We start from the raw sequence: 20,562 nt of genomic DNA, 5'->3' as shown, positions 1-20,562 counted from the left end.
GGCCTGCCGTCGGCCGTCGCTGCGACCGTCCCGGCCGCAGCGGGAATGGGTCCGTCCTCCCGAGCGCTGCACCCGGCATGACGAACATCGGGTTCCTGTCCTTCGGCCACTACCAGGATGTGCGGGGCTCGCTCGTCCCCACCGCGCAGGAGGCCCTCGTCCAGGCCATCGAGCTGGCCGTGGCGGCCGAGGAGCTCGGCGTGGACGGCGCCTACCTCCGCGTGCACCATTTCGCTCCGCAGTATTCGGCGCCCTTCCCGCTGCTGGCCGCGATGGCCGCGCGGACGAAGACCATCGAACTGGGGACCGGCGTGATCGACATGCGCTACGAGAACCCGCTCTACATGGCGGAGGAAGCCGCCGTCACCGACCTCGTCAGCAACCGCCGCCTGCAGCTCGGGATCAGTCGCGGATCGCCCGAGACCGCCCTCGACGGCTGGCGCGCCTTCGGCTATTCCCCCGCGGAAGGCTCCGACGACGCGCGCATGGCACGCGACAAGGCGCTGCTCTTCCGCCAGGCGATCGCGGGCTCCGGGATCGCCGATCCCAACCCGCGGATGTCCGGCAGTACCGGCCGGCTCCCGATCGACCCGCTCTCGCCGGGACTGTCGGAGCGCATCTGGTGGGGGTCGGGCACCAGGGCCACGGCCCAGTGGGCGGGGGAGCAGGGGATGAACCTCATGAGCTCGACCCTTCTCACGGAGGACACGGGCGTCCCCTTCGACGAGCTGCAGGCCGAGCAGATCGCCGTCTTCCGCAAGGCGTGGGCGGAGGCGGGGCACGGGTGGACCCCGAGGGTCTCCGTCAGTCGCAGTATCCTGCCGATCGTCAGCGAGACCGACGAGTACTACTTCGGTGTCCGCGCCCAGCGCGAATCACGGGACCAGGTGGGAATCCTCGACGGCGCCCGGTCACGTTTCGGCCGCAGCTACATCGGTGCCCCCGACGTCATCGCCGCCGAGCTCGCCGCCGACGCGGCCGTGCAGGCGGCCGACACGCTTCTGGTGACCATCCCGAACCAGCTCGGTGTGGACTTCAATGCCGCACTCCTCGGGAACATCGTGCAGCTGGTGGCTCCCGCTGCCGGACTGCGCTGAAAACGAGCCCGTACTTCTCCTCGACCCGATCCTGGGCTACCGTGTAACCATAAGCATGCTGATCTTCTTGGGGGACAGCATGACCCAGTAGCTCGAGGAGAAGCCGTGCACCAGGTCCAACTGGAGCTGATGCTCACCGCGTTGTCGGCGGGCGGCTTCTCCCTCGAGCAGGCGTGGCTGCGCTACTGCGCGATGGGCGGACGGCTGACCGAGGCGCAGATGGTCCGCTTCCTGCACACCGATCAGAGCCAGGCCGACCCGGGCATCACCGATCTCGACCGGGACATCCTCGCGCATTCGATCAACGAGATGTTCTGGGACCGGGACCTGCCCAGCTGCGTGCCCTACGTGCTGGACTCGATGGGCAGTGCCCGGACCGCCGACGGCCCGAGCATCAGTGCCGCGGCGGCCTGGTTGCTCACCGACGCGGAGGCCGAGACCGAGCGCCTGCGATCGCTCACCGCGAGCGGCCTGCTCGCCTCCGGCCCGGCCCCGGCGCTCGACGCCCTCGTGGTCGAGGCCCGTGATGCGTTCGATGTGAGCTCGGCAAGCGTCTCCCTGATCGGCGCGGACCATCAGTTCCTCAAGGCGTCGGTAGGGCCGCTGTGCCGGCTCCTGCCCAGGCGGGAGAGCTTCTGCGACGAGGCCATCCGCACGTCCGCGCCCCTCGTCCTTCCCGACACGATGGGCGACGAGCGTTTCCGTCACCATTCGCTGGTGGTCAGCGAGCCCTCCATGAGGTTCTACGCGGCGTATCCGCTGCGGGGCCCCGGAGGGTGGAACATCGGGACCTTCTGCATCCTCGATCAGCACCCCCACGGCTTCTCCGCCGGCGACCGCCGCGTCCTCCACACGTTCGCGAACCGTGCACAGCGGGAAGTCAGGACGCACCTGCCTGCCGGCGCTGCCCTGCTCGACGACGCGGACGTTTCCTGACCGGACGAGCGGACGGCGTCAGCCGTCCAGCAGCGTCCGGGCCGCCTCCTCCGCCGCTTCCGCCTCCTCCACCGAACGCGTAGCGGCTTCCGTCTCGCGGGCCAGTGCGGAGCCCTGCTCGTCGGCGTCGGCCAGCTCCCGATGCAGGGCACCCAGGCGTTCCTCGAGGTCCTCGATCGAGGCGCTCAGCCCCTCCCGCCGCACCCTGACGCGTTCCGTCGCCTCGGCCGCCGCCGCCAGCCGGGCCCGCGCGTCGGTGAGCGTTTCGCGGGCAGTGGCGAGCCCCGCCTCGGCCTTCTCGCGCTGACGTGCGGAGGGTCTCCGCGGCGTCGTACGCGGCTCGCCGTCGTCGTTGCCGGTTCCCCCCGCTCCCGCCGGACCGGACGCCGGCGCCGTGAAGGGGCCCGCGACGGCGCCGTCGAGGTCCACCGGATCCCAGCCGCTCGCCTGGAGGGGGCGCACGAGCCGCCCGGTCAGGACGGCGGCCGCCGCCGCGGGATCGGCGAGGGCGGCGCGCAGGGTCTGCTCGACGTCGGGGAGCGCCGCGGGACCGACGTCGTGCCCCACCTCCGCGGCGGCGTCCAGTGCCTCGCGGGCGACGGCGGCGAGGAGCCGCTGCCGCTGCCGGCCGAGCGCGTGCAGCTGGGCCCGGTCGAGGCCCGCCTGCGCTTCCTCGAGGGACGCGGCGAGTTCCAGCACCTGCTCCACCTCGCCGCGCCGACGGTCGACGAGCACGTTGACGAGCCACGCGGCCGAGGACGGCTTGGGGAGCGCGCGGAGGGCGGCGGCGAGGTCCTTCTCGCCGTCCTTCGCCGCCTCCTTCGCCGCAGCGTTGCGCGCGGCCGTGAAGCGGTCGAGCGGCAGGACGTACAGGGCGCCGGCCCGTTCGGTCAGGTCCATGACCGCCTCCTACCCCTCGTCCCCGGGCCGCGCACCCTCCGGTGCGAGCTCCTCCAACCGTCCCACGGGCAGGGCGATCCAGCCCTCCCGGCACGCCTGCTCCCGATACCCGGGCGGCACAGGATGTGTCCGGCCGAGGGCGTGCGCCCGGGCGGCGAGGGCGGCGATCACGGCGTCGAAGGCGTCGTCCGAGGAGATCATGAGGTGCCGGTCGGCACTTTCGAGGTCCAGCCACGGCGCCCCTGCCAGGAGCCGGTCCAGGAGGGCCTCACGCACGCCGTCGTCGGTCTTGTACCCACGGGTGTCGAGGCCCCACCCCCGCAGTGTGGCCGCGGGATACACCTCCACGGCGGTCCCGCCGCCGGCGCGGTCCACGGGGGTGCCGAGGGCGTCACCGATCGCGTCCAGCAGCACGGCGCAGTGCATCGCCGTGAGGCCGAGCCGGTCCGTGGCGACACTCAGCGGCCAGCGGCCCGTGATCTCACGGGTCACGCGGTCCGTCGCCCGGTAGGACAGGCGGCGGCGCCACGCCATGCCCTCGTCCGCACCCCCGTCCACGCGCAGGCCCCCGGCGTGGCGCGTGACGAAGGTGACGAAGTCGTCGGGCCATCCGAAGGCGCAGTCGATCCCGAGGCGGGCGACGTCGGGGGCCACCCGTGCGATCTCGGCGTCCCGGACGCCGAGGCGTACGTCCACGGTGACCGTGGGCCGGGACCAGTCGAGCACTGCGAGGGCGGTGCCCTTCGATTCTGCTGCGAGATCCACGCCGGCTGTGAGCACGCCTGATTATAGGCACCCGGGGCGGAGCCCTCCAGTGACGATCGCTCCTGCCGCGGGCAGCGGCCCGGGGGGTAGAGATGGAGGGGACACGATCCGACAGGCACCAGGAGAACCGTGCGCCCGGGAGGATCTGCCGGTGGAACCCGCCGATGAACAGGAGACCCTGATGGATGCACGATGCCCCAGGTGCGGTTCCACGCTCGTGGAACTCGGCGAGGATCAGTGGCCCGCGGAAGGGCCGGTCCCACCCGGTACGCTCGCCGTGTTCCAGTGCGAGCAGAACCACAGGATCACCGTGGGGCAGACCCAGGTGCAGGCCTGACGGAGCCGCCCGGGGGCGCGCTCCCTCGGGTGCCGGACTACCCTGCGTCGGCCGGCCGGATCGCGAGATTGGGGTGCAGCAGCCCGAAGCCGTCGTCCGTGATGGCGTTGCGGTCGATGTCGTCCGGCAGCAGCACCACCGTGGCCCTGCTGTCGCGCATCACCGGGCCGGCCGTCCCGCGCTCGAGCGGGGCACATTCCAGGCCCACCCCGAGGCCCTCCTCCGCGAGGAGGCAGACGGTGTCCTCGCTCGCGCTGCCGGCCGTCGGGCGGGCCGCGAAGTACTCGACGCCGTCCTGCTCGGCGAGGAACCGCGTGGTCGCGAGGTCGATGCCGTCGAGGTCCGTCCGGATGGTCAGGACGTCCTGCTCCGCCTGGTCCTGCTCCAGCACGTCGAGCACGGGCCCGCCCGTGCAGCCGGACAGCCCGAGGACCGCACCCGCCATCAGGAGGCCGATTCTCGTGGTCGGACGCATGGATCTCCTCGGTGCGGCAGGACGATGGGTGGTGCCTCCAGCCTAGCGAAGCCGGCGCACCTAGGCTGGGGCCATGGACTCCACCTCCGCCCTGTCAGGACGTACGTTCGTGGTCACCGGGGTGAGCCGGCGCCGGGGCATCGGCTACGCCGTGGCCTCCCGCCTCGCCGCGATGGGTGCCGGCCTGTTCCTCCACCACTTCGCCCCGCACGACGACGAGCAGCCCTGGGGTGCGGACAGCATCGACGACGTCGTCGCCGGCATCCGCGGTCGGATGCAGGACGGCGCCGGGCTCGCGCACGCGGAGATCGACCTCGCCGAGCCCGACGGCGGCGAACGGCTCATCGCGGCAGCGGCGGGAGCCCTCGGCCACCTGGACGGCCTCGTCTGCAACCACGCGCGGAGCGGCGGTGACGGGCGGCTCGGCGAGATCTCGTGGCAGGACCTGGACGCGCACTGGCAGGTCAACACGCGGGCCACCCTCCTGGCGACGAAGCACTTCGCCGACCAGCACGACGGACGGGAGGGCGGCCGCGTGATCTGGATGACCTCCGGCCAGGTGGCCGGCCCCATGTCCGGGGAGATCGCCTACGCGGCGTCCAAGGCCGCGCTCGCCGGGCTGACGGCGTCGGTGGCCGACGACCTCGTGGACCGGCGCATCCTGCTCAACACCGTCAACCCGGGGCCGGTGAACACCGGGTACCTGGACGAGGACACCGCGGACCGGCCGTCGGAGGTGCTGCGGGGCGTCCTCGCCCACTGCCCGTCCGGGCGCTTCGGCGAGCCGGACGACCCAGCGCGGCTCATCGCCTGGCTGGTGAGCGACGAGGGCCGCTGGATGGTGGGTCAGGTGCTCAGCACCGAGGGCGGGTTCCGCCGCTGGTGAAAGCTACCGCTCGAAGACCACGCGCCCGCCCACGATCGTCAGGTCCACCGCCACCGTGTACAGTTCCGAGGCGTCGACGTCGAACGGGTCGACGGCCAGCACCGCGAGGTCCGCGGGCAGGCCGGCGCGTACCCGGCCCGCCGTGGACCGGGTGACCCGGGCGGAACCCGCCGTGTACGCGGACAGCGCCGCCTCGAGGGTCAGCGCTTCCCCCGGTACCAGGGGCGGGATGCCCGGATGGTCGGGGTGCGTCCGGTTGACCGCGACATGGATGGCCTGCCATGGATCGGCGTCGGACACGGACCAGTCGGAGCCCATGGCGAGTGGCGCCCCGCCGGACACCATCGACGCGAACGGGTACTGCCACCGCGCCCGCTCCTCCCCGATCAGGGGCACCGTGAGGGACCGCATCTGCTCGTCGCTGCAGGCCCAGAGCGCCTGCGCGTTGACGGTCACCCCGAGGTCGCCGAAGCGCGGGACGTCCTCGGGATGCACCAGCTGCACGTGGGCCATGGTGTGCCGCGGCCGCCAGGAGCCGTCGGGCGGCACGTGCGCCCGGGCATGCGCGACGGCGTCGAGGCCCGTCCGGACGGCGCGGTCGCCGATGGCGTGCAGGTGGAGGTCGAACCGCGCGGCCTGCAGGGCGGCGACGACGGCGTCGAGCACCTCCGGCGGCAGATAGGTGGGGCCGCGGTCGGCCTCGGCCGGGGAAGGAGCCACGCACCCGCAGCCGACGGGCTCGTAGGGGTCCAGGAGCGCAGCGGTCCGGTTCTCGGGCACGCCGTCGACCATGATCTTGGCGCTCGACGTCGGGAAACCCGCCTCCGCGTTGACGCGCCGGCGCTCGCGGAAGTCCTTGATCAGGTCCGGGACGTCCTGCACGGTGAGGCCCCGGGGCACCCAGAGCGCGCCGGTCGCCCGGCCCGTCAGCCGGCCGGAGGCCGCGAGCGAGCGGTAGGCGGGCGCGGCGTCGGGATAGCCGGCGTACTCGCCGATGATCGCCTCCTGCCACCCCGTCACGCCGAGGGCGTGGAGGTGGCGCTGGCCGTGCAGGATGCCGGCCTCGACGGCGGCACGGGTGATCGGCGGCAGGAGCCGGGCGACGAGGGCCATGGCCCCCTCGTGCAGGATGCCGCTCGCCGATCCGTCGGTGCGGCGGCCGATCCGCCCGTCCGGCGGGTCGGGGGTGCGCCCGTCGATGCCCGCACGCCCGAGCGCCGCCGTGTTGACCCAGGCGCTGTGGTGGTCCCTGTTGATGAGGTAGACCGGCCGGTGCGGCGCGACGGCGTCGAGCACGCGGGCGTCGGGGAACCCGCCGTCGTAGTCGCCCTTGTACCAGCCGGCTCCGGTGATCCAGTCCTGTCCGTCCGTCGCGTCGGCATAGGCGGCCACGGCGCGCTGCACCCCGGCGGCCCCGCGGTGTTCCGCGAGACTGCACGCGAGGGCCTCGATGCCGCCCATGAAGGTGTGCGCGTGGGCGTCCGTGAAGCCGGGCGTGAGCAGGCGTCCCCGCAGGTCGACGACGTCGGTGCGCGGTCCGGCCGCGGCGAGGGCCTCCGCGTCCGTCCCGACCGCCGAGAGGGTGCCGCCGGTGACGGCGACCGCCGTCGCGGTGGGGTGGACGGACCGGCCGTCGAAGACGCGGCCATTGTGGAGGACGAGGTCGGGGTGGAGGACGAGGCGGGCGGGCATGAGGGTCAGCGGATGCCGGGGCGGACCGGCATCAGAACCCGACGAGGGGGTGGGGCACGTAGTGCTCCTCGAGGGCGAGGACCTCGGCGTCCGTCAGGTCGAGGTCGAGGGACGCGAGGGCGTCCTCGAGGTGCCGGGGCTTGCCGACCCCGACGATCGGCGCGGACACCACGGGATTGCGCGACACCCAGGCGAGGGCCACCTGGGCGCGGGTGACGCCGCGGGCCTCCGCCACGGTCCCGACGGCGTCGGCCACGCGGCGGTCGGCGTCGAGGGTGCCGTAGAGCGTCCTGCCGAACTGGTCCGATTCCGAGCGCGACGTCGTCTCGTCCCACGGACGGGTGAGCTTCCCGCGCGCGAGCGGGCTCCACGGCAGGACGCCGATGCCCTGGTCCGCGCACAGTCCGTACATCTCGCGCTCCTCCTCGCGGTTGATCAGGTTGTAGTGGTCCTGCATGGTGACGAAGCGGGTCCAGCCGTTGATGCGCTGCAGGTAGAGCGCCTTCGAGAACTGCCAGGCGAACATCGAGGACGCCCCGAGGTAGCGCACCTTGCCCGCCTTCACGACGTCGTGTAGTGCCTCGAGGGTCTCCTCCAGGGGAGTCGCCGGATCGAACCGGTGGATCTGGTAGAGGTCCACGTAGTCGGTGCCGAGGCGGCGCAGGCTGTTGTCCAGTTCCGCCAGGATCGCCTTGCGCGAGAGCCCGGCGCCGTTCGGCCCCTCGTGCATGCGCCCGTGGACCTTCGTGGCGATCACGGTGTCCTCGCGGCGCGTGAAGTCGGCCAGCGCGCGGCCCACGATCTCCTCGCTGGAACCGTCCGAGTACACGTTGGCGGTGTCGAAGAAGTTGATGCCCGCCTCCACGGCGGCGCGGATCAGGGGGCGGCTCTGCTCTTCCGGGAGGGTCCAGGCGTGGTTGCCGCGGTCGGGGGAGCCGTAGCTCATGCAGCCGAGGGCGAGAGGGGAGATGTCGAGCCCGGTCGAGCCGAGTTTCACGTAGCGCATGCTTCACCTTTGCTGGCGGGAATGTCCCGCCAGCCTAGTTCGGGCGGCCCACGGTTGCGAAGCGCAACCGTGGGCGCCCGGGGCACGGTCCCTCGGGACCGGGCAGGGTGCTTCCCCCACGGAGACCCTGCAGTGCCAGCAGCAACAATAGCGATGATCGGCCGGAAAACAAACCGTTCGACCGGTTTATTCCGAGGGGCCGTCCCGGAACAGGGCCACGAGGTGCGGGACGCGCTCCTGCCGGTCCGGACCGACGACGCCCGGCAGGAGCATCTGCCACAGGTCGGCGAGCCGCTCGATCACGTCCGCCCGGCCCGTGAGCACGTTGGACACCATCTGCACACCGGTGTAGGAACCGACGACCACCTGCGCGAAGGCGTCGGAGTCCAGGTCCGGCCGCAGGTCGCCGTCCTGCTGGGCCATCCGGGCCAGCTCGCCGAAGCGCGCTGACCAGTCGACGTAGGGCCGGCGGACATCATGCCCGAAGGCCGACGCCTCGAAGGTCAGGCGGATCCCGGCGCGCATGACGGAGTGCTCGATCAGCTGCAGGGTGAAGCCCCGGCAGATCAGCACCATCGTCTCCAGCGGCGGCCGCCCCAGGGCCTGGACGCGCTCTCCGTCCGCCGAGGCGATCGCGTGCTGCTCCTCGATCACCGCCACCGCGAGGGCGTCCTTCGACGCGAAATGGAAATACAGCGCCCCCTTGGTGACCTCGGCCGCGGAGGCTACGGCGGCCAGCGAGGTGTTGCCGTACCCGTGCTCCTCGAAGACGCCGGCCGCGGCGAGGATGATCGCCGAGCGGGTGGACCGCGCGCGCGCCTGCTGTCGGACCGGGGGGAGTGTCGCTTGCCTCATGACGCAATTCTCCGGCACAACCGGGTGGTAGGGCAGGATGGCTGTGTGACACGCGAGAATCCCGAGAACGACAGCGCCCGGAGCGACACCGCCACCCCCGCCGACACCGGACCATCCGCCGACACCGGACCATCCGCCGTCGACGGCACCCGGGGTGCCGAACCGCACGGATCCACGGTGGCCCGCCGTTTCCGCCCCCGTGCGCTCGCTGACGGATTGCGCGTCAGCGCGGTCTGGACCGCCCGGGCGCTGATCGTCCTCGCAGGCCTCGTGGTCCTCTGGTACGTCACCGGGGCGCTGTGGTCGATCGTGCTGCCCACCCTCTTCGCGCTGCTCCTCGCCTCCGTCCTCTGGCCCGTCAACCGGTTCCTGCGCAAGGGCCTGCCGAAGGTCCTGGCGGCCCTCCTGACGCTGCTCGGTTTCCTCGGGGTCGTCGTCGGCATCGGGGCGGCGACCATCCCCGCGATCGCGAGTGGCGTCACCGAACTCTCCGGCCTGGCCCGCGACAACGTCGCCGACCTCGTGGACTTCGTCGCCGGGCCACCGCTGAACTTCGACGCGGCCAGCCTCGACGAGGTCGTCGACACCGCCCTGACCCAGCTCCAGGCGAACGTCGGGAACGTGGTCACCGGGATCACGGCGGGCCTGAGCGAGCTGACATCCCTGACCGTCGTCGTGCTGCTGGCACTCGTCTTCACGTTCTTCTGCCTGAAGGACGGCGACCGCTTCATGCCGTGGGCGTCCCGCTGGACGAACTCCGCCGCCTTCGGCCACGCCTCCACGATCGCCAGCGGGACCTGGAAGACGCTGTCCTCCTACATCTTCGCCCAGGCCACCGTGGCACTCGTCGATGCCCTCTTCATCGGGCTCGGCCTCGTGCTGCTGGACATCCCGCTCGCCATCCCGCTGGCCGTGCTCGTGTTCTTCTCCGCCTTCATCCCCGTGGTCGGGGCGATCGTGTCCGGGCTCGTGGCGACCCTCGTCGCCTTCCTCGCGTACGGCTGGGTGAGCGCCCTCGTGGTGCTGGGCCTCGTGGTCCTGGTCCAGCAGCTCGAGAGCAACTTCATCCAGCCGCTGCTGGTGGGCCGTACGCTCGAGATCCACCCCGCCGTCGTCCTCGCCTCCGTGACCGTGGGCGGCACCCTGTTCGGGCTGATCGGTGCGTTCCTCGCGGTCCCGACGACGGCGGTCGCGATCGTGGTGCTCCGCTACCTCCGCGACCTGTCCACCGAGAACCGGCCGGAGCGGGGCGCCGGTGCCGACGGCCCGCCGCAGCAGTCGCAGGGCACCGGGGTGACGACGACGGAAGCAGGACCCCTCGCGCACAGCCCCGAGCAGTCCGGTGCGTAGGCGGCCCGTGGTGGCCGTGCTCGAGGGGGCGCGGCCCGTGCGGGGGCTCGAGCGTGTCGCCGAGCTGGCCGAGGTGAGGGTGGCGCAGGCCGCCGACCTCGACCGCGCGCTCGACGGCGCCGAGGTGCTCTACCTGTGGGACTACTTCTCCGGGGCTCTGCCCGCCGCCTGGCACGCCGCCGGATCCCTGCGCTGGCTGCACGTCGCCGCGGCCGGCGTGGACAAGATGCTGTTCCCCGACCTCGTGGCCTCCGACGTCGTCGTCACGAACGCGCACGGCATCTTCGACCAGCCGATGGCCGAGTACGTGCTGGGCGCCATGCTCCACTCCGCGAAGGGCTTCGGCCCCCTGCGCGACCAGCAGCGGGCCGGGCAGTGGACGTGGCGCGAGGGCCGGAACATCGCCGGGACGCGGGCGCTCGTCGTGGGCACGGGCAGCATCGGCCGGCACACGGCGCGGCTCCTCCGGGCGGTCGGGGTGCGGGTCGAGGGGGTGGGCCGCACCGCCGTCGCGCACGACGACGACTTCGGCCGCGTCCACGCCTCCGCCGACCTGGCGGGTGTGGTGGGCGGCGTCGACTGGCTGGTCCTCGTGGCACCCCTGACCCCGGCCACCGAGAACCTCGTGGGTGCGGAGGTCATCGGGGCGCTTCCGGCCTCGGCGGTGGTGATCAACGTGGGCCGGGGCCGGCTCGTGGACGAGGAGGCACTCGTCCGCTCCCTCGCGGGCGGGGCGATCGCGGGCGCCGTGCTGGACACGTTCGCCGTCGAGCCGCTCCCGCCCGAGAATCCGCTGTGGTCCCTGCCCACGGTCCTCGTCACCCCGCACATGGCGAGCAACGCCGATTCCTGGCTGGACGACCTCGCCGCGCAGTTCGAGCGGAACTTCCTGCTGTGGCTGGAGGGCCGTCCGCTGCCCGGCGTCGTCGACAAGGCCCTCGGCTACGTGCCCTCGCGGGGGTAGTCCCGGTCGGAGGCCCCTGGGAGCGCCTACGCAGGCGCCTGGATGACCAGCAGCATGGTGCCCTCCGGGTCGCGGACGTAGGCCACCGTCTCACCCCACGGCATGGGCGACGGACGCAGTGGCACCTGCGCCTCCGCCTCGCGCGCGGCGTCGACGACGGCCGCGAGGTCCTCCACGTAGAGGCAGACGTCGACCGCGTGGCCGGTGGCCGGCAGGGGCGTGGCGCCGTACAGGGTCGGCGACGTGCCGACCCCGAGGGCGAGCTGCCCGTCCCCGATGCGCAGCGTGACGTAGACCGGCTCACCCTCCTCGGGGAACCGGTAGATCTGGCCGGCCGCGAACACGCGTTCGTAGAACGCGCACGTGGACGCCAGGTCGCTGCAGTTGATGATCGGGAACACCTCGCGCCGTGTCATCGCCCAAGGGTATGCCCCCGTGGTCCGGAGGGCGCCGGGTAGATTGGCGCGGGCCACGCGGCGGGTGAGACGATTGCCGCTGCCGCCACCCGCCGATCAGGAGCCATCCGTGCGCATCCGCCTGCCCCGTCCGGAGACCCGCAACAGCGCCCGCTCGGTCTGGTTGTTCTTCGCCCTCGTCCACGCCGGATTCCTCGCGCGGCTGCTGCCCTTCGTCATCGGCGGGGGAGTGCTCAGCGACGTCCGCTTCTACCGGGAGTGGGCGTACCAGGCGCTGGGCGACGGCGTGTGGCAGGGCATCGATACGGCGTGGGTCTACCCGGCCGGCGCCCTCGCCCCGATGCTCGTCGCCGCGGCGTTCGGGCCGTATCTGTACCAGCTCGCCTGGTTCGTGCTCTTCGCGGGCCTCAACGCCGTCGGTGTCGCCGCGCTGATCCGGCGGGGTACGCCGTCGTCGTCCACGGCCGCCTACTGGTGGCTCACCGTGACCGCGCTCCTCGGACCGGTGGCCGTGGGCAGGATCGACGGGCTGACCGCGCCGCTGGTCATCACCGCTCTGCTGATCGTCGCCGCGCGCCCGTTCGTCGCGTCCCTCCTGCTCAGCGCCGCCACCTGGATGAAGGTGTGGCCGGCCGCGGTGGTGCTCGCGGCGCTCGTCGTCGTCCGCGAGGGACGGCTCCGGATCCTCGCGGCGGGTGCGGCGCTCACGGCGGGCATCGCCGTCGTGGTGGCGGTGTTCGGCGACGTCCGCAACCTCACCGGCTTCCTGAGCGCGCAGGGCGCCCGCGGCATGCAGCTCGAGGCGCCGCTCAGCACGCCGGGCGTGTGGCAGGCGATCACCGGGACCTCCGGCGCCTACTTCTTCGAGGACGAGGTCATCAACACCATGGAGGTCCGCGGTGCCCTGAGCGGGCTGGTGGGGGACCTCATGTCCCCGCTGCTCGCCCTCACGGTGCTCCTGGTCGCCGTGTTCCTCGGGATCGCCCTGCACCGCGGCGCCGAGCCGGGGGCACTGCTCGCCACCGGGTCGCTGGCCCTCGTCAGCACCCTCGTGGTGTTCAACAAGGTGGGCTCGCCGCAGTTCATGCTGTGGATCGCGGCGACGATCGCGGCCGGCCTCGTGCTGGACCGGGCGGCGGAGTGGCGCTACCCGGCCGTCGCGATGCTCGCCACGGCCGCACTGACCACGCTCGTCTATCCCGTGTTCTACGACGCCCTGCGCTACGACCTGAACCCCGCCGTCGCCGTCCTGCTGACCCTGCGGAACCTGCTCGTGGTGAGCATCTTCGTGTGGTCGCTCGTGCGGTTGGGGCGCCTCACGGCGCGGGCGCGGTCGGCCGCGGAGGCCGCAGCACCTAGGAGTGCCTGACGCCCTGCCCGGCGAGCACCGCCCGGTAGCCCTCGCGGTAGGTCGGGTAGCCGAAGGTGAAGCCGGTGCCGCGGAGCAGGCTGCTGTCCACGCGGCGGGCACCACCACGGCCCGACGTCGGCTCGCCCCGGGGCGGTTCCGGCAGGTCCAGTTCGGCGGCCAGGAAGCGCAGCACCTCGCCGAGATCCACGGGCAGTTCGTCGCTGCCGAGGTAGATCGGCGCGGGGGAGGCCACCTCGGTGACCAGGTGCACGATCGCGGCCGCGGCGTCGTCGCGGTGGATCCGGTTGGTCCACTGCGGTTCCACCGGCAGCACCGCGCTCCCGTTCCGCACCTGGTCGATCAGGCGGGTGCGGCCGGGGCCGTAGATGCCCGAGAGCCGGAGGACCGTCCCGTGGACCGTCCCGTGGGCCGAGCCCTCGAGGAGGACCTGCTCGGCCTCCCGGACCAGCCGGGCCGTGGGGGCCGTGCTCTCCGCGGGTGATTCCTCGGTGACGAAGGCGCCGTCGAAGTCCCCGTACACCGCCGTGGAGGACACGAAGAGGATCCGCCGGGGCGTGACGCCGTCACGCTCGAGGGCGGCCAGGACGTTGCGGGTGGCGTCCACGTAGGCGCTGCGGTAGGCGGCCTCGGTGCGGTCTCCCGCGGCGGTGGCGATGAGGACGACGTCGGTATCCGCCGGGATGGTCGGCAGGTGCTGCGTCAGGTCGACGGACACGCCCTCGATCCCGGCGGGGAGGCGTCCGGCGGAACGACGCCAGCCGACCACGCGCTCGCCCCGTGCGGCCAGTCGCAGCCCCACCTCGGTCCCGAGATCCCCGCAGCCCGCTATCAGCACCGTCATCGCACCACTCTAGTCACGGATCCTCCAGTCACGGATCCTCCAGTCACGGATCCTCTAGTCACGGATCCGCACCGCGGTCTCGCGCAGGTACAGGTCCACGCGCGTGTAGGCGTCCCGGGTGAGCGCCTTCCAGAGCTGGACGGCGAGGTTCGGGTCCTCCTTCTCGATGGCCCGGATGGCCTGGGCCGTCAGCACCTTCACGTGCACGTCCTCCAGCGCCTTGACGGTGGTCTCCTGGCGGTCGTCGCTGCCGAGCGCCAGCTCGCCGAACGTCATGCCGGCGCTCAGGGTGGTCAGCTTGAGGCGCTCGCCGGAGGGCCCGGGCACCGACGTGACGATCTTGCCGGAGAGGATGAAGTAGACGCCGCCGAAGGACTGCCCCACGCGCCGCACCACGTGGCCCTTCTCGTAGCTGCGGTCCTCCATCCGGAGCGTCAGGGCCTCGACCTCCTCGCGGGTGAGCGGGCTCAGCGCCGGGCACTGGGACACCTCGACCTTCGAGGGGAGCAGGAGGTCCCCGCCGTACCGCGTGATGAGTTCGTTCTCGCACCACTCGACGGCGGCGGTGCGCGTGTCGAAGGTGGGGACGGGCCGGTCCACGTCCTTGAAGGTCTCCGCGAGGGTGCCCTCGCCGTCGATCAGCACGAGGTCGCACCCCACCTTCGTGAGGTTCTCCCGCACCTCGCCGAGCAGGCGCAGCGAGACGTCGGCGACCTCGTCGACGCGGCGCAGGTCGAGGATCACGAAGTCGACGTCGTCGTCGAGCCCGCTCAGCTCGCGCACCATGGACTCCGTGCCCGCGAAGAGCAGGTCGCCGTTGAGTTCGATCACCCTGGCCCGGTGCCCGTGGTCGCGGAGGACGTCCATCGCCTCCTCCGTCCGCCGGATGCCCGACGGCGCGGCCAGGATGTCGTAGGTGGCCCGGATGGCCGACTTCCCGGCGCGCGCGGCCCGGACGAAGTGCAGTTCCATGTCGCGGGAGAGGCGCTGGCTCGTGGCCATGCCGCGGACGCTGCTGCCGTGGTCGTCGAGGGGCGGCGAGTAGATGGCGAGGCCCACCTGGCCCGGCAGGACGGCGATCGTCCCGCCCGCCACGCCGCTCTTGGCGGGCATGCCCACCGTGCTGATCCAGGATCCGGCGTCGTCGTACATGCCGCACGTGGTCATGACGGACAGCACGCGTTCCACGGAGAGCAGATCCAGGGCCTCGACGCCCGTGATCGGGTTGCGGCCCGAGTTCGCGAGCGTGGCGGCCATGACGGAGAGGTCCATGCAGTTGACCATCACCGAGCACTGCCGGAAGTAGTCCTCGATGACGGGCGTCGGATCCGACTCGATGATGTCGAAGGACCGCAGCAGGTAGGCGAGCGCGCGGTTGCGGTGGCCGTGGTCGACCTCCGAGCGGAAGATCTCCTCGTCGACGCCCAGCTGGCGGCCCGCGAACTGCGAGTAGGTGCTGAGGATGCGCTTGAAGCGCGTGTTGCCGCCGCGCGACCGGACGAGGGACGTGGCCGTGAGCGCGCCCGCGTTGATCATGGCGTTGGAGGGCCGGCCGCTCCCGGGTGCGAGGGAGATCTCGTTGAACGTGTCCCCGGAGGGCTCGACGTCGACCTTCGCGTCCACGGCCTCCATACCGAGGTCGGCCAGCGCCAGCCCGTAGGTGAAGGGCTTCGAGATGGACTGGATGGTGAATTCCTCGCGGGTGTCGCCGACCTCGTACATGTAGCCGTCCACCGTCGTCAGGCAGATCCCGAAGTTGTCGGGATCCACGTTCGCCATCGCGGGGATGGAGCTGTAGGGCTTGCCGTCCCTGAGTTCGGAGATCTCCCGGTGGATGGTCTTCAGGTAGCTCTCGATCGGCGATTCCATGCCTTCCACACTACGGGTGCGGCGACCGGCAGCCGACCGGCATCCGACCGGCATCCGACCGGTGGCGGATCAGCGGCCGGTGAGCGTGTGCCGGACCGAGAGCACGAAGAGCTGGACGACGGCGGTGGCCACGCCGAGCATCAGCAGGATCGGGGCTGCCATGCTCACGTAGCTGAACCAGGGCGCGGCGTAGGGCCCCATCTGCACGGAGGTCATCGCCTCGGCGTACTGCTCCGCGTGGATCATCGGGGCCGCGAGGAGATAGGTGCCGAGTGCGACGAGGACACCGGCGACACCCCAGACCCAGGGGTCGTACGGATTGCGGGGATGCGCCGGCCCGGTGGCCCGGACACCCGGCTCCGGCCCCACCTCCCGGATCACGGAGGTGCCGGGGCCCGGCGGTTCGGCGACGGGCGCGACGGGGGCCGGGGAGCCCGTCCCCGCGGATGCATCGGTGACACCGCCACGCTGGTAGATGCCCTCGTAGCGTGGATCGGGCGTGGACTGCGGGCCACCACCGGTCATCGGTTGTCCTCCCCCTGGATCGACGAATGCCCCCAGTAAACCATGCCCGCCGCCGCAGGCCGCGGAGTCAGCGGACCTGCCCCGGGCGGGCGGCGAGCCGCTCGAGGAGCCGTTCCTCGGCGTCGTGCCCGGGCGCGATCCCGCGGGGGATCCGCAGCAGGAAGACGAGCCCCAGGACCCACCACAGGCCGAACAGGATCCACGGCGGGGGCGTCAGTGCCGCGGGCATGCCGGGCAGGTACAGGCTGAGCAGGCCGACGCAGAGGACGACGGCGATCCAGCCGATCACCGTGCCGCCGTTACCCGCCCCGCCGATGCGCAGCGGCCGCTCCATGGCCGGTTCGCGGCGGCGCAGGATCACGAAGACGAGCGAGACCAGGATGTAGGCGAGGACGATGCTGGGGGCTCCGGAGTCGACGAGCCAGCCGAGCATCTGCGTCCCGAAGAACGGGGCCGCGAAGGACAGCGCGCCGATGAAGACCAGGGCGTTCACCGGGGTCCGGTAGCGCGGGTGCAGCACGCCGAACCAGCGGGGGAGCATACCGGAGCGGGCCATGGAGTACATGAGGCGGGACGCGCCGAGGAGCAGCGAGTTCCAGGAGGTGAGGATGCCCGCGATGCCGCCGGCGATCAGCACGGTGGCCATGAGGTCCGAGCCGAACATCGCACCCATCGCGTCGGCCGTCGCGATGTCCGCCGTGGCGAGTTCACCCGCGGGCATGGCGGACGAGGTGGTCAGGATGGTCATCACGTACCAGATGGTCGCGAGGACGACGGCGACGACGACGAGGCGGCCGATCTGCCGTGCGGGGATGTCCACCTCCTCCGCGGACTGCGGGATGACGTCGAAGCCGACGAACAGGAACGGCACCACGACGAGGACGGCGAAGAACCCGGCCGAGCCGCCCGTGAAGAAGGGCTCCATGGTGGCTGCCGATCCGCCCGTGACACTGCCGAAGACCAGGATCAGTCCGATGACGAGGAGGAACAGGACCACGAAGGTCTGCGCGGCGCCGGCGATCTTCACGCCGCGGATGTTGATGACGGTGACGACCACGGCCGCGAGTGCGCCGACGAGCGCCCAGGTCAGGTGCACCTCGTCCCCCGCGATCGTCCACAGGGGGATCCGGCCGAGGTCGGGGAAGATGTACTCGGCGGTCCGCGGAAGGGCCACGGCCTCGAAGGCGACGATCGTGACGTAGCCCCCGGTGATGGCCCAGGAGCCCACGAAGGACCAGCGGGGGCCCATGCCGCGCAGGAGGAAGTTGTGCTCGCCGCCCGCCTTCGGCATGGCCGCCGTCAGCTCGGCGTACGTCAGGCCCACGACGCCCATGATGACGCCGCCCGTCACCATCGCGAGGACGGCTCCGCCGGTGCCCGCCGAGGCGATCCAGCCGCCGGTCAGCACCACCCAGCCGAAGCCGATCATCGCCCCGAACCCCAGGGCGAGGGCGTCCCAGTTGCCGAGGACCTTCAGGAGGGACGCGTCCTGCGCACCGCTCCCGGGTGTGCGGTCGAGGGTGCTGTCGGAGGTGCTGTCGGGCATCGGCATGGCGGCTCCAGATCGTTTCGGGTGGTCCAACCCTACGGAACCGGCCGGTCCGGACGAAGTGTTGCGTCGATGATTGGATGGAGGACCGGCCGCGGCCCGACCGGTCCGGACATGATGCGACGACGAACGGATCCAGCCATGCCACCACGCCCCACGCGCGGCACGACGAACGCGCCACGCCTGTCCCTGCAGCCGCCCACGGGCCTCACGCGCGTCGAGGCGCCGGAGCTGCTGGACGGCGATCATCGGGAGGGTGAGCACTACGGGAAGCTGGTGCTCGACGGCGAGGACCTGTCCGGGATCACCCTGCAGGAGTGCCTGCTCGAGGCCGTGTCCCTGAACGACGCCGACCTGCGGGGTGCCCGCGTCCTCGGCTGCTCCTTCGAGGACCTCTTCGCGCCGGTCCTCCGCGCGCCGCGCAGCACCTGGCGTGGGACCTCGCTGCGCGGCACCCGGTGGGGATCGGCGGAGCTGTACGACACCAGGCTCGACGGCGTCCACCTCGACGGCGGGAAGCTGGACTACGTGAACCTGCGCAGCGCCCGGCTGACGGACGTCCTCGTGAGCGGATGCATCATCGGCGAGCTCGACCTCACCGGTGCGCGGGCCACCCGCCTGGCCCTGCGGGACTGCACGATCGGCACCCTCACGCTCGACGGCGCCCGGCTGACGGACGTGGATCTGCGCACCAGCAGCTTCCGAGGCATCAACGGCCTCGACGGGCTGCGGGGCGCCACCATCGACGAGCACCAGCTGCTGATGCTGGCGCCCTTCCTCGCCGAGGGCATGGGGCTGCGGGTCGAGGCCTGAGACGGGCACTGCGCCGGGGCGTCCCTAGGCGCGGGGCTGCTCCCCGCCGGGCCGTTCCCAGACGGTCCGCTCCCGCTCGACGAAGGACCGGAAGGACAGCGGCTCCTGTCCCGTGACCCGCCGTACGTCGTCCGTGAGGTGCTTCGCGACGCCCAGCCGGGCGGTGGCGTGGATGACGGTGGTGGTGACGGCCTTGGCCGTGTCCATCCCGAGATCCGCCCGGGCGTGCCGGAAATACCCGACGATGCCGGGGTCGCGGTAGGTCACGGTGCGGCCGAGGACCTCCGACAGGGTCCGGGCCACCTCCGTGTAGGTGAGCGACTCCCGGCCCGTCGGGGACCACGACCGTCCGCGGTGGAGGCCGGGGTCCCCGAGTACCGCGGCGGCGACGGACGCGACGTCGAGGGCGTCCACGAACGCCGTCCGCCCTGTTCCCGCCGGGACGAGGATGCGGTCGTGGTCGCGGATGTCCGCCGCGAACACGGTGCTGAGGTTCTGGTCGAAGTAGGACGGCCGGAGGAACGTCCACGCCATGCCCGAAGCCCGGAGCCACCGCTCCAGCCGGGCATGCGGCAGGATCGGGACCCGGTCCGCGCCCTGCACGGAGAGCAGGACTACGTGCCGCACGCCGCGGCGGCGCGCCTCCTCGAGGGACGGCACCAGGTCCCGCGCGATATTCGCCAGGTGCGGCGGCCGGACGAGGAACATCGTGGCCACGCCGTCGAAGGCCGACGGCCAGGTCTCCGGAACGCCGAAGTCGAAGGCGATTCCCCCGGGGCCCGTCCCGCGGCGGCTCGCCGGGCGGACGGGCACGCCCATGGCACGCAGGGCCGTCACCAGCGGCCGGCCCACATTGCCGGTGGCTCCGGTGACGAGGACGGGGGAGGACACATCGGGGAGCATAGCCCCTCGAGCGGGCAGTGGGCAGGGGTCAGTGGTCAGGCGTCGGGCGCGAGGGGAGGGGCGGGCCCGGGAACGGGGTCGTCGGCTCCAGCACCGGCCGCAGGGCGACGGTCCGCGTCCGGGCGACACCGCGGCGGTCCGCCAGGCGGACGATGACGACGGCGGTGACGGCCATCGTCGCGGCGGACAGGACGAGCCCGCTCAGCGACCCCTCGGTGGAGTTCACATCCACGAGGCCGAAGGCTCCGAGGACGAAGATGGTCATGTTGTTGACCGCGTGCACCGCGATCGCCGCCTCCAGGCCGCCCGTGCGCCACGTGATCCAGCCCGCGAAGATCGCGAAGATCGCCACGTCGGCCTGTCCGAGCGGGTCGTAGCCGTGGCCGAGGACGAAGAGGGGCACGGGGAGGAGGATCGCGAAGGCGGGGTGGCGGAGCCAGCTGCCGATGGCCTGCATGAGGAAGCCGCGGAACACGTACTCCTCGGCGGCGGCCTGGAACGGGACGGCGAGGACGGAGAGGGCGAGCAGGATGAGCAGGGTGGACGTCTCCGGGGGGATGGGGGCGGGTTCCGCCTCCGCAGGGAAGAGCGCGCCGACCCCGAAGGAGACCGCGAGGTTCACGAGGAACACGGCCACGGAGACGCCCGCGCAGACCGCGAGCCACCGCCACCGGATCCGGCCTGCCACGGAGGAGAGCAGTCCGATCGGCCGGGGTCCCATGATCAGGGCGGCCAGGGCGAGCGCGGGGATCATCAGGATCAGGGAGACCAGGGTGAAGGCGAACATCACCGGGTTGCTGAGGTCCAGCACCGAGAGGGCATCGAAGTAGGGTCCCACGCCGGCGGGTGTGAGGCTGGCGAGTGCGATCCCCGTGACCAGGACCATGATGATGAAGACGACGTAGAACACGCCGCCGAGCAGTGCGGTGAGGAGCGGCTTCCACCAGCGGTGCTGCTGCCACGACCGTGCCAGCCGGTGGAATGCGAACTGCTCCTCGATCTGTTCCATGC

General features: G+C 72.1%; 21 protein-coding genes. 8 read left to right on the top strand and 13 right to left on the bottom strand.

The features are described from left to right. Nucleotides 1-77 precede the first annotated feature (77 nt). Both RY94_RS08740 and RY94_RS16820 read left to right on the top strand, forming a co-directional pair. Nucleotides 78-1,097, top strand: a complete 1,020-nt coding sequence (locus RY94_RS08740) for an LLM class flavin-dependent oxidoreductase (protein WP_043444206.1) — start codon at nt 78-80, stop codon at nt 1,095-1,097. 105 nt (nt 1,098-1,202) lie between these two features. Beyond that, nucleotides 1,203-2,033, top strand: a complete 831-nt coding sequence (locus RY94_RS16820; protein WP_052274162.1) for a GAF domain-containing protein — start codon at nt 1,203-1,205, stop codon at nt 2,031-2,033. 18 nt (nt 2,034-2,051) lie between these two features. Here the strand turns inward: RY94_RS16820 and RY94_RS16815 are convergent, their stop codons facing one another. Together RY94_RS16815 and RY94_RS08725 are read right to left on the bottom strand one after the other, a co-directional pair. Next, nucleotides 2,052-2,933: a hypothetical protein gene (locus tag RY94_RS16815; RefSeq protein ID WP_052274161.1), complete on the bottom strand. Its 882-nt coding sequence runs from the start codon at nt 2,931-2,933 to the stop codon at nt 2,052-2,054. A gap of 9 nt (nt 2,934-2,942) precedes the next feature. Then, on the bottom strand, nt 2,943-3,713 hold the full coding sequence (locus RY94_RS08725) for a DUF429 domain-containing protein (RefSeq protein WP_043444204.1): 771 nt from the start codon (nt 3,711-3,713) through the stop codon (nt 2,943-2,945). Nucleotides 3,714-3,849: 136 nt separating this feature from the next. On the opposite strand from RY94_RS08725, the gene RY94_RS08720 reads away from it, so the two are divergent. Further along, nucleotides 3,850-4,035: a hypothetical protein gene (locus RY94_RS08720; RefSeq protein ID WP_043444202.1), complete on the top strand. Its 186-nt coding sequence runs from the start codon at nt 3,850-3,852 to the stop codon at nt 4,033-4,035. A gap of 37 nt (nt 4,036-4,072) precedes the next feature. Here the strand turns inward: RY94_RS08720 and RY94_RS08715 are convergent, their stop codons facing one another. Then, the gene (locus RY94_RS08715; RefSeq protein ID WP_043444200.1) at nt 4,073-4,510 is read right to left on the bottom strand and encodes a hypothetical protein; all 438 of its coding nucleotides are present in this window, start codon (nt 4,508-4,510) and stop codon (nt 4,073-4,075) included. A 73-nt stretch (nt 4,511-4,583) separates the two neighbouring features. On the opposite strand from RY94_RS08715, the gene RY94_RS08710 reads away from it, so the two are divergent. Next, nucleotides 4,584-5,396, top strand: a complete 813-nt coding sequence (locus RY94_RS08710) for an SDR family oxidoreductase (protein WP_043444198.1) — start codon at nt 4,584-4,586, stop codon at nt 5,394-5,396. 3 nt (nt 5,397-5,399) lie between these two features. Here RY94_RS08710 and RY94_RS08705 read toward each other — a convergent pair whose 3' ends face one another. The 3 genes from RY94_RS08705 to RY94_RS08695 form a co-directional block, all read right to left on the bottom strand. Continuing rightward, a complete protein-coding gene (locus RY94_RS08705) occupies nt 5,400-7,088 on the bottom strand; it encodes an amidohydrolase (protein ID WP_043444196.1) in 1,689 nt (562 codons plus the stop codon). A 31-nt stretch (nt 7,089-7,119) separates the two neighbouring features. Then, nucleotides 7,120-8,094, bottom strand: a complete 975-nt coding sequence (locus tag RY94_RS08700; RefSeq protein WP_043444194.1) for an aldo/keto reductase — start codon at nt 8,092-8,094, stop codon at nt 7,120-7,122. A gap of 186 nt (nt 8,095-8,280) precedes the next feature. Next, complete coding sequence (locus RY94_RS08695) at nt 8,281-8,949, bottom strand: ScbR family autoregulator-binding transcription factor (protein ID WP_043444192.1); 669 nt, start codon at nt 8,947-8,949, stop codon at nt 8,281-8,283. A 45-nt stretch (nt 8,950-8,994) separates the two neighbouring features. Here RY94_RS08695 and RY94_RS08690 point away from each other — a divergent pair, with 45 nt between their 5' ends. Together RY94_RS08690 and RY94_RS08685 are read left to right on the top strand one after the other, a co-directional pair. Beyond that, the gene (locus tag RY94_RS08690) at nt 8,995-10,299 is read left to right on the top strand and encodes an AI-2E family transporter (protein ID WP_052274160.1); all 1,305 of its coding nucleotides are present in this window, start codon (nt 8,995-8,997) and stop codon (nt 10,297-10,299) included. A gap of 7 nt (nt 10,300-10,306) precedes the next feature. Then, entirely contained in the window at nt 10,307-11,263 is a 957-nt protein-coding gene (locus RY94_RS08685) for a D-2-hydroxyacid dehydrogenase (RefSeq protein ID WP_052274159.1), read from the top strand. 26 nt (nt 11,264-11,289) lie between these two features. Here the strand turns inward: RY94_RS08685 and RY94_RS08680 are convergent, their stop codons facing one another. Further along, nucleotides 11,290-11,679: a VOC family protein gene (locus RY94_RS08680; protein WP_043444188.1), complete on the bottom strand. Its 390-nt coding sequence runs from the start codon at nt 11,677-11,679 to the stop codon at nt 11,290-11,292. Nucleotides 11,680-11,788: 109 nt separating this feature from the next. On the opposite strand from RY94_RS08680, the gene RY94_RS08675 reads away from it, so the two are divergent. Then, nucleotides 11,789-13,048 carry a glycosyltransferase 87 family protein gene (locus RY94_RS08675; protein ID WP_052274158.1) on the top strand — a complete coding sequence of 420 codons (1,260 nt, stop codon included), beginning with the start codon at nt 11,789-11,791 and terminating at the stop codon, nt 13,046-13,048. On the opposite strand, the gene RY94_RS08670 is transcribed toward RY94_RS08675, so the two are convergent. The 4 genes from RY94_RS08670 to RY94_RS08655 form a co-directional block, all read right to left on the bottom strand. Then, entirely contained in the window at nt 13,035-13,892 is an 858-nt protein-coding gene (locus RY94_RS08670; protein WP_043444186.1) for an SDR family oxidoreductase, read from the bottom strand. The two genes, RY94_RS08675 and RY94_RS08670, sit on opposite strands and share 14 nt — an antisense overlap. A gap of 54 nt (nt 13,893-13,946) precedes the next feature. Further along, nucleotides 13,947-15,761 (bottom strand): glutaminase A, encoded by a 1,815-nt coding sequence (gene glsA / locus RY94_RS08665; protein ID WP_043444184.1) that lies wholly within the window; start codon nt 15,759-15,761, stop codon nt 13,947-13,949. Between the two features lie 69 nt (nt 15,762-15,830). Beyond that, entirely contained in the window at nt 15,831-16,286 is a 456-nt protein-coding gene (locus RY94_RS08660) for a hypothetical protein (protein ID WP_043444183.1), read from the bottom strand. Nucleotides 16,287-16,353: 67 nt separating this feature from the next. Then, nucleotides 16,354-17,832 carry an APC family permease gene (locus tag RY94_RS08655; RefSeq protein WP_082046248.1) on the bottom strand — a complete coding sequence of 493 codons (1,479 nt, stop codon included), beginning with the start codon at nt 17,830-17,832 and terminating at the stop codon, nt 16,354-16,356. 144 nt (nt 17,833-17,976) lie between these two features. Here RY94_RS08655 and RY94_RS08650 point away from each other — a divergent pair, with 144 nt between their 5' ends. Beyond that, nucleotides 17,977-18,648 (top strand): pentapeptide repeat-containing protein, encoded by a 672-nt coding sequence (locus RY94_RS08650; RefSeq protein ID WP_043444181.1) that lies wholly within the window; start codon nt 17,977-17,979, stop codon nt 18,646-18,648. A gap of 24 nt (nt 18,649-18,672) precedes the next feature. Here the strand turns inward: RY94_RS08650 and RY94_RS08645 are convergent, their stop codons facing one another. Continuing rightward, a complete protein-coding gene (locus RY94_RS08645; RefSeq protein ID WP_197060625.1) occupies nt 18,673-19,539 on the bottom strand; it encodes an NmrA family NAD(P)-binding protein in 867 nt (288 codons plus the stop codon). 40 nt (nt 19,540-19,579) lie between these two features. Further along, the gene (locus RY94_RS08640) at nt 19,580-20,560 is read right to left on the bottom strand and encodes a CPBP family intramembrane glutamic endopeptidase (protein ID WP_052274156.1); all 981 of its coding nucleotides are present in this window, start codon (nt 20,558-20,560) and stop codon (nt 19,580-19,582) included. Nucleotides 20,561-20,562 lie beyond the last annotated feature (2 nt).

This window comes from Arthrobacter sp. L77 (assembly GCF_000816565.1).
Classification (GTDB): domain Bacteria; phylum Actinomycetota; class Actinomycetes; order Actinomycetales; family Micrococcaceae; genus Arthrobacter_D; species Arthrobacter_D antioxidans.
Note: the sequence above shows the minus strand (reverse complement) of the source record. Positions and strands in the feature narration are given on the sequence as shown.